Below are 12,728 nucleotides of genomic sequence, written 5' to 3'. Positions count from 1 at the left end.
CCGACACCTGGCGCTCCGTGAGAAGGCGTGAAGCTTGAGTCCCCGCACAGCCCCTCGGGGACGATGGCGGGAGAAGGCCCGCCTCCTGGACAACGGACTTCGTCAGGCCGCGGGGAAGGTGCGGCCCTGCTCCAGCAGCTGCTCCTCGCAGGCGGCGGCCACGTGCTCCAGCGTGTTGAACAGGTCCACCATGGAGAGCTGGACGCCCAGCTCCTCCTCGATTCGGTTGGCCAGCATCGTCGCCATCAGCGAGTTGCCACCCATCTCCAGGAAGTGGTCCTCCGGCCTCACCACGTCCGTCCCCAAGAGCTCGCGCCAATACCCGGCGAGCTGTCGCACCAACGGCGTGGTGCTCGAGTCAGTGCTCACGTGTTGCTCCTCAGGATGGGGGACATGCTCAGCCCACCTTCGCGGTGGGGGCCTTCAAGCGCTCGCGCAGCAGATACTTGCGAATCTTCCCCGACGGCGTCTTCGGCATCTCCTCGACGACCTCCAGCCGGTCCGGCCAGTACTGATTCGACATGCCCAGGCCCTTCAGGTGGGCGCGCAGCTCGTCCAGCGTCGGCGTCTCGTCGCGCGGCACCACCACGGCGCAGACGCGCTCACCGCCGATGCGGTCGTCCGAGTGTCCGATGACGGCCACCTCCCTGACTTTCGGGTGCGAGTACAGCGCGGACTCCACCTCCACCACCGGCACCTTCTGGCCATAGCGGAAGATGACGTCCTTGAGCCGCCCGACGATGCGGATGCCCCCGCGCCCGTCGTCCCGCGCCAGGTCTCCCGTGTCGAACCAGCCCTCCTCGTCGACACACGCGCGGTAGAGGTCCTCGCGCTTGAAGTAGCCCAGGCACTGGCTGGCCCCTCGGACGAGCAGCCGTCCGGTGCCCTCTGGATACGGTGAGCCGTCTTCCGCCAGGGCGGGAACAATCTTCACCTCCATCCAGTCGACAGGCCTGCCGTCGCTGTTGGAGGGCCAGTCCGGCGGGTCCTCGCGGCGCGTAATCGTCACCGCGCCGTTCTCCGTCATCCCCCACAGCGTGTGCAGCGGAACACCGAAGCTCTCGCGCACCGCGGCGATGAGGTGCGGCGGCACGGGAATGGAGCCGGTGGACAGCCGACGCAGCGACGAGGTGTCTCCGCCCCGCTTCTTCTTCGCGGCGATGACGTTCATCACATACGTGGGAATCCCATACATGAACGTGACGCGGTGCTCGTCGATGCAGCGCAGCGTGAGCTCCGGGTCTCCCACGTCCATGTAGACAGCCGTCGCGCCCAACAACACCGGCATCAAGTACAGGTAAGTAAATCCGCTGGAGGCGGTGAGCAGCGAGGGCAGGCACACCACGTCATCGGCGCCCAGCGCCAGGGTGTCGACCAGCGCGCGGGTGATGCCGAAGTTGGTGTTGTGCGAGTGGATGACGCCCTTGGGCTCGCCCGTCGTCCCCGACGTGTAGAGGACGTTGCACACGTCGTCCGGGCGCGCCGAGCGAGCGTCCAGCTCCGCCTTCGGCGTCTCGTCCTCCCAGTGCCGCGCGACGAAGTACGCGTCGAAGTCCAGCTCGCCCGCCTCGGACGCCTGCTCGCCCGCGCCAATGAAGACGCGGTGCTTGAGCGACGGCAGCGCTCGCGACGCCTCGCGCAACATGTCCCGGTGCGAGTGCCCGCTCCAACTCAGGGGTCCCACGTAGACGGACGACTCCGTCCTGCCGAGGATGAACTCCACCTCGCGGCGACGGTAGTCCGGAGGGATGGGCGCGACGACTGCGCCGATGCGCGCGCACGCCAGCGCCATCGCCGTGAATTGCCACCAGTTGGGCAACTGCACCGCCACCAGCTCGCCCCGCGCCACGCCCAGCGACACGAGCGCGCCCGCGAAGCGCTCCACGTAGCGTCCCAGCTCCGCGTAGCTCAGCTTCGTGACGTCCTTGGCGAAGTAGCGCGCCGCGACGATGGCCGTCTTGTCCGGATGCGTCCGCACGGCCCGACGCAAGTCGTCGAGTACCGTCTCGTCACGCCACCAACCCTTGCTCCGGTACAGCGCCGCCTGCTCCAACGAGGGGCCGCTTCCGAACCGTGCGTCCATGTCCGCACCCTCCGTGTACCGCGAGACTGTCCTCGACGGCGGGAGACCATAACGATACGCGTACAAAACCAGCAAGACGGCGAAAGCTCACATGTCTGCACCCCAAGTCCCCATCACTCACATTGACGGGCGTGCTCTCGGTTTCCTACTTTGGAATGAAAGGCGCAGAAATCCATGGTCCAGGTACCTCTCGAGGAGCGCGCCAGACGCATTCGCCGGACCATCCTCCGGCTCGCCGCCACGTCGGTCGGCTGCCACCTCGGTGGCTCGCTGTCGATGGTGGAGCTGTTGGTGGTGCTGCTGGGACGGGTGATGAAGTTCCGTCCCGAGGAGCCCCGCTGGGAGGAGCGCGATTCGCTCATCCTCTCCAAGGGCCACGCCGCCGCGGGCCTCTACGCCGCGCTCGCCGAGTTCGGCTTCTTCGACACTGAAGAACTGGTGCAACGATACAACGCCGACGGAAGTCCCTTCACCGGACACGTGAATGCGGCGGTGCCGGGCGTTGAGTTTCCCACGGGAAGCCTGGGGCACGGCGTGGGACTGGGAGTAGGGCTGGCGATGGGGTACCGGCTGCGGCAGCGTTCCAACCGCGTGTTCGTCGTGTGCGGAGACGGGGAGATGGGCGAAGGCTCCAACTGGGAGGCGCTGCAAATCGCCGCGCAGCACCACCTGTCGCGACTCACCGTGCTGGTCGACCGCAACGGCGGACAGAACGACGGCCCCACCGAGGCCATCCTCTCCCAGGCCTCCCTGGTGGAGCGGCTGCGAGCCTTCGGGCTGAAGACCGTGGAGGTGGATGGGCATGACCTGGACGCCCTGGGTCGTGCGCTGGAGGAGCCCTCCGAGGAGCCTCGCGCGATTGTCGCCCGGACGCAGAAGGGCGCGGGCGTGCCCATGTTTCGCGGCAAGGGGCCGCACTACGCGACCTTCAACGCCGACCAGCTCCGCCGGGCACTCACCTCACTGGGTGAGGTGACGCCATGACAGGCTCCCCGACGAGCTCCACCACCTCCAGCGGCGCTGACCTGCTGACGTCGCCGCAGGACTGGCTGCGCGAGCAACCGGGCCTGCCCAACCGACAGGTGTTCCGGCACACCCTGGCGCGACTGGCGGACGTGGAGCCGCGCATCGTGTTGCTGGAGGCGGACCTGGCGGGTGGAGGAGACCCTTTCCCCGTGCGGCACCCGGGGCGGTTCTTCAACCTGGGCATCTGCGAGGCGGCGATGCTCGACATCGCGTGCGGCATGGCGGCCACCGGGCACGTCGTGTTCGCCCACACCTTCGCGCCCTTCGGGGCGATGCGCGCGTGCGAGCAGGTGCGGCTGGGCCTCGCCTACGCGCGGGCGAACGTGAAGCTCGTCTGCGACTACGGCGGCCTGTCCGGCGCGTTCTTCGGGCCCACGCACCACGCCATCGAGGACCTGGCGATTCTCCGCGCGATGCCGGGCATGACGGTGGTGTCTCCGGCGGACGGGTTGGAGACGATTCAGGCGACGCGCGCGCTGCTGGAGATGGAGGGCCCGGTGTACCTGCGGCTCGGCCGCAACCGCGTCACCCGGCTGGAGGTGGCCCGGCCCGCGTTCGCGTTGGGGCGCGCCATGTGTCTGCGCGAGGGCGGCGACGTGGGAATCATCGCCCACGGTGAGGTCGGCGTGAGCGTGGCGCTGGACGTGGCGACGCGGCTGGAGGCGCAGGGGGTGTCCGCGCGCGTGGTGAACCTGCACACGCTCAAGCCCTTCGACGAGGAGGCGATTCTGGAGACGGCCGAGCGCACCCGGCTGCTCGTCACGGTGGAGGAGCACTCCATCCTCGGCGGCCTGGGCGGCGCGGTGTGCGAGAGCGTGGCCACCCATGGCGTGGGTCGCCGCGTGGTGCGCGCGGGCATCCAGGACCGCTACGACTCCACGGCGGGCACGCACGAGTCCCTGCTGCAACGACACGGGCTGGAAGCCGGCGCCCTGGTCGAATCGATTCTCAACGCCCTGCCCCGCCCCCGTCTGGCGGCGATGGCACCCGGGTCCAGGAGGGGATGATGCGTCGCCACGAGGTCCACCTCGTCTACACGCGGATGCGCACCGAGGAGCGGATGCTCGTCGACGCGCTTCGAGGACGCGGCTGCGCCGTGGAGACCCACGCGGACACGGACCTGGTGCTGCCGCTGAACCGCGAGCCGTGGAAGGACGGCGGCCCTGTCTTGATGCGCAGCATGTCCTTCACCCGCGCGCGCTACCTGTCCTCCATCCTGGAGGTGAAGGGCGCCCGCGTATTCAACACCGCGCGCTCCATCGCCACCTGTGGAGACAAGGCGCTCACCACGCTCGCGCTGGCGGAGCATGACGTGCCCATGCCCTGGTCCTTCCTGGGCTTCGAGCAGGACGCCTGTGTCGCGGAGATGGAGCAGCGCGGCTACCCCTGCGTGACGAAGCCCGTGCAGGGCTCCTGGGGCCGCATGGTGGCGCGCGTGGACAACAAGCACGCGGCCGAGGGGATGATGTCCATGCGCTTCGAGATGGGCGGCGCGCAGGACCACGTCGCGCTCGTCCAGCAGTACATCGACAAGCCCGGCTATGACTTGCGCGTGTACGTCATCGGCGGCGCCGTCGGAGGCATGCGCCGCCGCTCCGAGCACTGGGTGACGAACACGGCCCGAGGCGCGGTGCCGGAGCGCTACGAAGTCCCCGCGTCCCACGCGAAGCTCGCCGAGCGCGCGGCCAAGGCCGTGGGCGGAGAGATGGTGGCGGTGGACCTGCTGGAGACGCGGCAGGGCGAAATCCTGGTGAACGAAATCAACCACTGCGTGGAGTTCGCCCGGAGCATCGAGTTCACCGGCATCCCCCTGCCGGAGCTGATGGCGGACTACCTGATGGAGGCCGTGCGATGACGCGCGTCGCGGTGCTCGGGGCGGGAGGCTACGCGGGCGGCGAGGTGCTGCGCCTGCTGCTCGCCCACCCGGCGGTGGAGGTGGTCCAGGCGACGTCCGAGCAGCACGCGGGCAAGCGGCTCGACTTCCCGCATCCGCACCTGCGGGGACTGGCCACTCCACGCTTCTCTCCGCATGACGCGCTGGAGCCGTGCGATGTGCTCCTGTCCTGCATGCCCTCCGGCGAATTGATTCGCCGCTGGCCCCAGGTGAGCACGCTCGCCGGGCGCATCATCGACCTGAGCGCGGACTTCCGCCTGGAGCCCGCCGAGCACGCGCGCTGGTATCCCCGCGCGCCCCGCCCCGCGGACATGCCCGAGTTCGTCTACGGCCTGCCGGAGTGGACGGGCGCGCGGCTCAAGGACGCCCGCTTCGTCGCGGTGCCCGGCTGCATGGCCCACGCGGCGCTGCTCGCGCTGCTGCCCCTGGTGCGCGCGGGGCTGGTGAAGCCCGAAGTCGTGGTCGACGCGAAGACGGGCTCCTCCGGTGGTGGCGCGACCCCGGACCGCTCCTCGCACCATCCGGAGCGCGCCTCCGCGCTGCGCTGCTACCGCGCCGTGGGGCATCGGCACACGGGTGAAATCGAGGGTGCCACCGAGCGTCTCGCCGGCATGCGCCCCGTGGTCCACTTCAGCGCGACGGCGGTACCCAGCGTGCGCGGCGTGCTCGCCACGGTGCATGCCTTCGCGGCGCGCAAGCTGGAGGACGCGTCCGAGCCGCTGCGCGCCCTCGCGTCCACGTACCGTGAGCACCCCTTCGTCCACGTCCTGCGCGCCAACGCGAGCGCGTCTCCCTTCCCGGAGCCTGGCCCTCTGGCGGGCACCAACCACTGCGACCTGGCGGTGGAGGTGGACGCGGAGCGCGGGCGAATCGTGGTGAATGCCGCGCTGGACAACCTGGTGAAGGGCGCGGCGGGCACGGCCGTGCACGCCTTGAACCTCATGCTGGGCAGACCCGAAACGGAGGGCCTCGGCTTCCGGGGCCTCCACCCCCTCTGACGCGCGAAAGGCTCGCCCATGAGTGCCCTCACCGTCCTCTACATCACCGGCTGGTGCCGCAGCGGCAGCACCATCATCGGCAACGTGCTCAACGAGGTGGAGGGCTGCTTCCACACGGGCGAACTGAGCTTCCTCTGGAAGAACGCCTACGGGAACGGCTCCAACACCCTGTGCGGCTGCGGCACGCACCTGGTCCAGTGTCCCCTCTGGTCCAAGGTGTTGGAGCAGGGCGCCCGTCCCGGTGAGACGCCCGAGGCCCATGCCCTGCGCGTGGTGAAGCGGCAACAGGACACCGTGCGCACCCGGCACACGTGGCGCGTGCTGCGACAGGGCACGCCGTCGTCCGAGCTGTACGAGCACGCGCAGCTCCTCGCGAGCACGTACCGCACCATCGCCGATGCCACCGGCAGCCACGTCATCGTCGACAGCGGCAAGTTCCCCTCCGAGGCGGCGCTGCTGCCCCACGTAAGCGGAATCTCGCCGTACTACCTCCATCTGGTACGGGACCCTCGTGCCGTCGCGCACTCGTGGACGAAGACGAAGCAGTACGTCGTGCCGATGTCCGCCGCGCGCAGCACCGCGTACTGGTTCGGCTTCAACGTGGCCTCGGAGCTCGTCACGCGGCGCCACCCGGAGCGCTCGCTGTTCCTGCGGTACGAGGACTTCATCGCCTCGCCGGCCGCGACCATCGACTCGCTCCTGAAGCTCATCCGCGAGGACAGCGCCGTCAACCCGGTGAAGGGGCGCACCGTGGTGCTCGGGCGCAACCACACCGTCACCGGCAACCCGGACCGGTTCATCAGCGGCTCCACGCTGCTGCGGCCCGGTGACGATGCTTGGCGCAAGGAGCTGGCGCCCCGCATGAAGGCGCTCGTCTCCGCGCTCTCGTGGCCGCTGACGGGGCGGTATGGCTACCGGGGGCCTCCAACGCCCGCGCAGGTGAGTCCAGCGCCGGAGCCCGTCGTGAACGCTGGTGACGCAGGGAGGGAGACACTTGGAACTGGGACTCGCCAATAAGGTCGCGCTCATCGCCGGGGGTTCCAGTGGCTTGGGGCTCGCCGTGGCCGAGGAGCTGGTCAAGGAAGGCGCGCACGTCGCCATCGGCGCACGCGACGCGGACCGGCTCGCTCGCGCGGAGCAGCACCTTCGCGGACTGGCTCGCGGCGGCAAGGTGATGGCCACGCGCGTGGACCTGCGTGAGCACGGCGCCACGCGTGCGTGGGTGGAGGATGTGGCCAGCAAGCTGGGCGGCCCCCACATCGTCGTGACGAACAGCGCCGGTCCGCCGCCGGGGCCCGCCACGAAGTTCGACATCGTCGCGTACCAGGAGGCCGTCGACACGGTGATGTTGCCGGCCATCAACCTGGCGCTGGCGGCGTTGCCGTACATGAAGGCCGCGCGGTGGGGGCGGCTGTTGCTCATCACCTCGGAGACGGTGGTGCGGCCCGTCGCGCGCTTCGCCCTGTCCGCCACGGCGCGGCTGGGTATCGTCGGCTTCGCGTCCGCGCTGGTGCAGGAGCTGGGCGACTGCGGCGTCACCGTCAACGTGCTCGCCCCGGGCTACACCCGTACGCCTCCGGTGGAGCGCACGGCGGGCACCGGCGGCGCGGACGTGGAGGCCAACCTGCGGGCCATGGCGGCGCACATTCCGCTGAAGCGCGTGGGACTCCCGGAGGAGTTCGCCGCGGCGGCGGTGTTCCTCGCCAGCGAGCGCGCGTCGTTCATCACCGGCACGGTGCAGTTGGTGGACGGTGGAGCGAGTGTCATCGGATGAGCCCCTCGTCCCAGGTCGATGACAGTCGCGCGCCGTTGGTGGTGAAGATTGGCGGCGCCGCGGGCGTGGACCTGGACAACGTCTGCGCGGACGTGGCGGAGCTGCGCCGCCAGGGCGAGCGCGTCATCGTGGTGAATGGTGGCTCCGAGGCCGGCGACGCCCTGCTGACCTCGCTGGGCATGGAGCGCACCGAGGCGCTGACCGCCTCCGGCAACGTGGTGCGCCTGACGAACGAGGCCACGCTGCGCGTCTTGACGATGGCGTGGGTGGGTGACGTCAACAAGCGCGCGGTGCTCGCGCTGCTGGCCCGGGGTGTCTCGGCGCTTGGGATGTGCGGCGCGGACGGGCGGGTGCTCGTCGCCCGGCGACGACCGCCGCTGAAGCTCCAGGACGGCGAGCGCACGCGCATCGACCGGAGCCACCTGGCGGGAGAAATCATCGAGGTGAACTCGCGCCTCTTGAACGTGCTGCTGGCGGCGGGACAGACGCCCGTCGTGTGTCCTCCGGCGGTGACGGAGGACGGGACGTTGGTGAACGTGGACGCGGACCAGGTGGCCGCCGCGATTGCTTCGGTGATGGGCGCCCGCGCGCTGGTGATGCTCTCCAACGTGGCGGGGCTCTTGGAAGATCCGACCAACCCCGCGACGCTCATCCGCGCCAGTGACGACGTGGAGGGCGCCATGGGCTTCGCCAAGGGGCGCATGCGCTACAAGCTGGAGGCGGCTCGACGCGCGCTCGCGGCGGGAGTGTCCGCGGTTCATGTCACGGCCTCCGGCACCGCGCGGCCCGTGCTGTCCGCGCTGACGGGTGAGGCCGGCACCCGGCTGACTTCTTCCGGCAAGGTGATTCATGCGAGCCCGTGAGGCGAGCCCGGAGCTGTTGCGGTGGATGCTGGAGCACTACAGCCCCAGCCACCATGAAGCGGACTTCTCTCGCGCGCTGGCGGGGAGACTGGAGCAGCGCGGCTGGAAGGCCCACGTGGACCCGGTGGGCAACACCGTGGCCAGCATGGGGGACGGGGACACCTGCATCGCGTTGCTCGGCCACATCGACACCGTGCCGGGTGAAATCCCCGTGCGCCTGGAGGGCACGCGCCTCTTCGGACGCGGCGCGGTGGATGCCAAGGGCGCGCTCGCGGCGTTCATCGAGGCCGTGGAGCTGCTGGACGACTCGGAGCGCGCCGGCAAGCGCTTCCTCCTGCTGGGCTGTGTCGAGGAGGAGGTGGCCATCACCCGGGGCGCGCTGCATGCCCGCGAGCACCACCGGCCGGACTTCGTCGTCAATGGCGAGCCCAGCGGCGCCCACGGCATCACCCTGGGCTACAAGGGCCTCCTGCGCCTGGAGCTCGAATACCGCGCCACCCGACGCCACACCGCGAGCCGCGCCTACCACGCGCCCGCGGAGCATGTGGTCGACGCGTGGAACGCGCTGCGCCGCCGCTGCGACGAGCGCAACAAGGGGTGCACCCTCTTCGAGCAGGACCTCCCCGCGCTGCTCTCCTTCCAGACGGGCACCGATGAAGACACGGAGTGGGCCACCGCCCACGTCAACGTGCGCACCGGGCCCGCCAGTGACGTGGACGCGCTGCTCGCCTGCCTCACCGACGTCCCCGACGTGGCCGTGAAGACGGTGTCCCGCAAGCAGGCCGTCTCCGCCGAGGGCAATGACGCCCTCACACGCGCCTTCAAGCAGTCCATCCGCGAGCGCGGCGCTCGCCCCACCCTTCGAGTCAAGACGGGGACGTCCGACTGGAACACGGTGGCGGACGCGTGGAACGTGCCGACCGTCGCGTATGGGCCGGGCGACTCGTCTTTGGACCACACGCCGAACGAGCACATCGAACTGCCCGAGTACGAAGAGGGTGTCGCCGTGCTGGCCCGCGTGTTGGCGCTGCTGCCGAACAAGTCGGGCTGAAGGACTCGGGGCGGGACGTCACGTGCTCGCGACGTCCGCCTCCCGAGGCCGCTGCGTGCGCAGCCCCAGCATCGCCACGAGGAACAGCGCCGCGGAGCTGGCGGTGACGGCGCGCACGCCCACCCGGTCCGCCAGCGCGCCCTGGGCCCAGACGCCCACCGAGTACCCGACGTTGATGAGCAACATCGCGAGGCTGCTCACCCGCCCCTGCAACTCTCGCGGCGTGCGCTCCTGGTAGCGGGTGCCCAGTCCCGTCACCACCACCAGGTACACCGCGCCGAGCACGAACATGGTCCCCATCGCCACATGCAGCGTCGGGGACAGCCAGTAGAGAATTGTCACCGGCCCCATCGCGAGCACGGCCATATCCACCACGCGCTCCCGGCCCCAGCGGACCGCCAGTGCGCCCACCAGGCCCGAGGCCAGGAGCGCCCCCAGGCCCTGCATGGAGATGAGCGCCGACGCGGCGGACGCATCCGAGCCGAACACCTGCAGCGCGAACACCGGCACCAACGCGATGAAGGGCGAGATGAACAGGGCCAGGGCGAACAGCGACACCATCGCCATCCGGATGCCCGGCTCCCCTCGCGCCATGTTCGCGCCTTCGACGATGTCCGCCCACAGGCCCTTGGGGTCGATGGGCCGGGCCACGGGAGGCTCCGCGCGCACGCGGGCCACCGCCAGCAGCACCGCCATGAAGGACAGCGTGTTGACGAGCATCACCCACGCGACGCCACCGAAGGCCAGGAGCGCCGCGGCGCACACCGGCCCGAGGATGCGGCCCAGGTTGAACTGCGCCGACATCAGCGTCATCGCGCTGTGCAGGTCCTCCTTCGGCACCAGTCCGGTAATCAGCGCCGTGTAGGCCGGCCCCGACAGCACGTGCACGCAGCCGTTGAGCAGGGAGATGACGGCCACCGCCTGCACGGTGAGGTGCCCGGTGAAGGCCAGCCCCGCAAGACACGCCGCGAGCAGCGCCTGCGCCACGGCACACACCGCGATGAAGACGCGTCGGTCGAAGCGGTCCGCCAGCGCGCCTCCCAGCGGGGACAACACGAGCGACGGCAGGTACGTCAGCGCCGCCACTCCGCCCGTCCACTCCGCGCGGCCCGTCACCTCCGTGACGAAGACGCCCAGGGCGAGCACCTCCATCCACGTGCCCACGTTGGAGACGAGCGCCCCCAACCACACCGCGGTGAATTGACGGTGACGCAGGGCACGGAACGACGAGAGGCTCGCCATATTCGGGGGGGACACGGGAGCCCGCTTCTAGCAGTCCCCCGCCCCGCGCCGGAACACCGCCCCCGGCGCACACACGCCCGGCAGCCCGCGCGTCAGACGAGCTCGGACTTCGGCTGACGCGTCATCAGGTCCACGACGGCCTTCTTCGCGTTCTTGTCCTCGTAGGCAATCAGGTACACCTCCTGGCAGATGGGCAGCTCCACGCCCGTCTTCAGGGACAAGTCACGGGCGCTGCGCGCCGTCTTCACGCCCTCGGCCACTTCCTTCATCTGCCCCAGGATGTCCGGCAGCTTGCGGCCCTTGCCCAGCTCCATGCCCACGTGACGGTTGCGGCTCAGCTCGCCCGTGCACGTCAGCACCAGGTCCCCCATGCCGGACAGGCCCGACAGCGTCAGAGGGTTGGCGCCCTTGCGCACGGCGAGCCGGGTGATTTCCGCCAGCCCGCGCGTGATGATGGCCGCGCGCGCGTTGTGGCCCATGCCCAGGCCGTCCGCCATGCCCGCAGCAATCGCGATGACGTTCTTCAGCGCGCCGCCGTACTGCACGCCCACCACGTCCGTGGACGTGTAGCTGCGGAAGGTCTCCGTCTGGAGCGCCTTCTGACAACGCACGGCGACCTTGTCCCAGTGGGACGCAATCGTCACCACCGTGGGCATGCGCCGCGCCAGCTCCTTGGCGAAGCTGGGGCCGGACAGCACGGCGATGTACGGGTGGAACTCCTCCGGGAGACAGTCCTCCAGGAGCTCCGTCATCGTCAGCAGCGTCTCGTTCTCGATGCCCTTGGACACGGTGATGATGGGCACGTTGCGCGGCAGGAACGCCCTGGCGCGGGCGAGCACCTCGCGCGTGGCGTGGCTGGGCGTGGCGAGCACCACCATCTCCGCGCCGGCGAGCGCCTCCTCCAAATCCTGCGTGGCGCGAACGCGCTCGGAGATGGGGATGCCGGGCAGATAGGTGGGGTTCTCGTGCCGGGTGTTGATGGCCTCCACCACTGTCGGCTCGCGGCCCCACAGACGGACCTCCTCACAGTTCACCGCCAGCACGTTCGCCAGGGCGGTACCGAAGGAGCCGGAGCCGATGACACTGCCACGCATGAAGACCTCGCTCGAGGGGGTGGAAAGGGCACGTTGTCGTGCCGGTTGCCGATGCTAGAGACCGGTGACGATGCCGACGGAGACGACCGGCATGAAGGCGGCGTCCTCGGCACGGGTGCGGAAGTCACCGCCCAGGGTGACAGAGTAGGACGTTTTCTCGGTCAGCGGCACTTCGGCGCCCACGCGCACGGGCCACGCGCTGGAGGACACCAGGTCCGGAGGGAGTCCGCCCAGCGGCGTGCGCTGGATGGGTTCGGTGTCCAGGGCCACCAGGTAGCGCACGTCGATGAAGAGCCTGGACGCGCGGACGCCCTGGCGCTGAAAGGAGCCGACGATGCCGGGCATGACGTTCCAGTTGCGCCGGCCGGTGAGGTAACGCGCGCCCCGCTCCTCCTGGCTGGCCGAGCGGAGGAAGAACGCGTGGCTGCCCTCCATCACCAGCCCCAAGCTCCAGCGCGGGCCGCCGTCCAGCACCCGCCACCGCCAGCCCAGCCGCGCCTCGTTCATCATCCCATAGAGGCTGTCGAGCCCCACCAGCACGTCGACCTGGGGCAGCACGCCGACGGCCGCGCGGGCGGACAGCGTCGGGAAGCCCAGCGAGAGGCCGACCGCCACCCCGCCCGTCCTGCCCACGGTGCGGGCACCGAGCAGGCTGACGCGGTTGGCCACGGGGGGAGGCCCCGGAGGCGGCGCGGGAGGGGGT

The 12,728-nt window shown here is 70.1% G+C and carries 13 protein-coding genes; 8 read left to right on the top strand and 5 right to left on the bottom strand.

The features are described 5' to 3' along the window. Window positions 1-102 precede the first annotated feature (102 nt). Both HUW62_RS22080 and HUW62_RS22075 read right to left on the bottom strand, forming a co-directional pair. Window positions 103-369, bottom strand: a complete 267-nt coding sequence (locus tag HUW62_RS22080) for a phosphopantetheine-binding protein (RefSeq protein WP_163866515.1) — start codon at window positions 367-369, stop codon at window positions 103-105. Between the two features lie 28 nt (window positions 370-397). Then, window positions 398-2,083 (bottom strand): AMP-binding protein, encoded by a 1,686-nt coding sequence (locus tag HUW62_RS22075; protein WP_176435533.1) that lies wholly within the window; start codon window positions 2,081-2,083, stop codon window positions 398-400. A 174-nt stretch (window positions 2,084-2,257) separates the two neighbouring features. On the opposite strand from HUW62_RS22075, the gene HUW62_RS22070 reads away from it, so the two are divergent. Genes HUW62_RS22070 through HUW62_RS22035 form a run of 8 tightly spaced genes read left to right on the top strand, consistent with a single transcriptional unit; the run spans window position 2,258 to window position 9,689 of the window. Continuing rightward, window positions 2,258-3,067 carry a 1-deoxy-D-xylulose-5-phosphate synthase N-terminal domain-containing protein gene (locus tag HUW62_RS22070; RefSeq protein WP_163866513.1) on the top strand — a complete coding sequence of 270 codons (810 nt, stop codon included), beginning with the start codon at window positions 2,258-2,260 and terminating at the stop codon, window positions 3,065-3,067. Continuing rightward, a complete protein-coding gene (locus HUW62_RS22065; protein ID WP_176435532.1) occupies window positions 3,064-4,116 on the top strand; it encodes a transketolase family protein in 1,053 nt (350 codons plus the stop codon). The genes HUW62_RS22070 and HUW62_RS22065 overlap by 4 nt, the downstream gene beginning before the upstream one ends. Next, a complete protein-coding gene (locus HUW62_RS22060; RefSeq protein WP_240356453.1) occupies window positions 4,113-4,964 on the top strand; it encodes a RimK family alpha-L-glutamate ligase in 852 nt (283 codons plus the stop codon). Before HUW62_RS22065 ends, HUW62_RS22060 begins: the two co-directional genes overlap by 4 nt. Then, window positions 4,961-6,001, top strand: a complete 1,041-nt coding sequence (argC, locus tag HUW62_RS22055) for an N-acetyl-gamma-glutamyl-phosphate reductase (protein WP_163866511.1) — start codon at window positions 4,961-4,963, stop codon at window positions 5,999-6,001. The genes HUW62_RS22060 and argC overlap by 4 nt, the downstream gene beginning before the upstream one ends. Window positions 6,002-6,019: 18 nt before the next feature. Further along, window positions 6,020-7,018, top strand: coding sequence for a sulfotransferase (locus tag HUW62_RS22050; RefSeq protein ID WP_176435531.1), 999 nt, complete (start codon window positions 6,020-6,022; stop codon window positions 7,016-7,018). After that, a complete protein-coding gene (locus HUW62_RS22045; RefSeq protein ID WP_163866509.1) occupies window positions 6,996-7,775 on the top strand; it encodes an SDR family oxidoreductase in 780 nt (259 codons plus the stop codon). The genes HUW62_RS22050 and HUW62_RS22045 overlap by 23 nt, the downstream gene beginning before the upstream one ends. Next, a complete protein-coding gene (locus tag HUW62_RS22040) occupies window positions 7,772-8,638 on the top strand; it encodes a [LysW]-aminoadipate kinase (protein ID WP_176435530.1) in 867 nt (288 codons plus the stop codon). Before HUW62_RS22045 ends, HUW62_RS22040 begins: the two co-directional genes overlap by 4 nt. After that, a complete protein-coding gene (locus HUW62_RS22035; protein ID WP_163866507.1) occupies window positions 8,625-9,689 on the top strand; it encodes a M20/M25/M40 family metallo-hydrolase in 1,065 nt (354 codons plus the stop codon). Before HUW62_RS22040 ends, HUW62_RS22035 begins: the two co-directional genes overlap by 14 nt. 18 nt (window positions 9,690-9,707) lie before the next feature. On the opposite strand, the gene HUW62_RS22030 is transcribed toward HUW62_RS22035, so the two are convergent. The 3 genes from HUW62_RS22030 to HUW62_RS22020 all read right to left on the bottom strand — a co-directional run. Then, complete coding sequence (locus HUW62_RS22030; protein WP_368670454.1) at window positions 9,708-10,946, bottom strand: MFS transporter; 1,239 nt, start codon at window positions 10,944-10,946, stop codon at window positions 9,708-9,710. A 77-nt stretch (window positions 10,947-11,023) separates the two neighbouring features. Next, window positions 11,024-12,025: an NAD(P)H-dependent glycerol-3-phosphate dehydrogenase gene (locus HUW62_RS22025; RefSeq protein ID WP_163866506.1), complete on the bottom strand. Its 1,002-nt coding sequence runs from the start codon at window positions 12,023-12,025 to the stop codon at window positions 11,024-11,026. Between the two features lie 54 nt (window positions 12,026-12,079). Continuing rightward, window positions 12,080-12,728, bottom strand: a 649-nt coding sequence (locus HUW62_RS22020) for a hypothetical protein (protein ID WP_176435529.1), incomplete at its 5' end; no start/stop codon positions are given.

The sequence above is a fragment of the Myxococcus sp. AM011 genome, from assembly GCF_013372595.1.
Classification (GTDB): Bacteria; Myxococcota; Myxococcia; order Myxococcales; family Myxococcaceae; genus Myxococcus; species Myxococcus eversor.
This window is presented reverse-complemented; position numbering and strand designations above follow the sequence as displayed.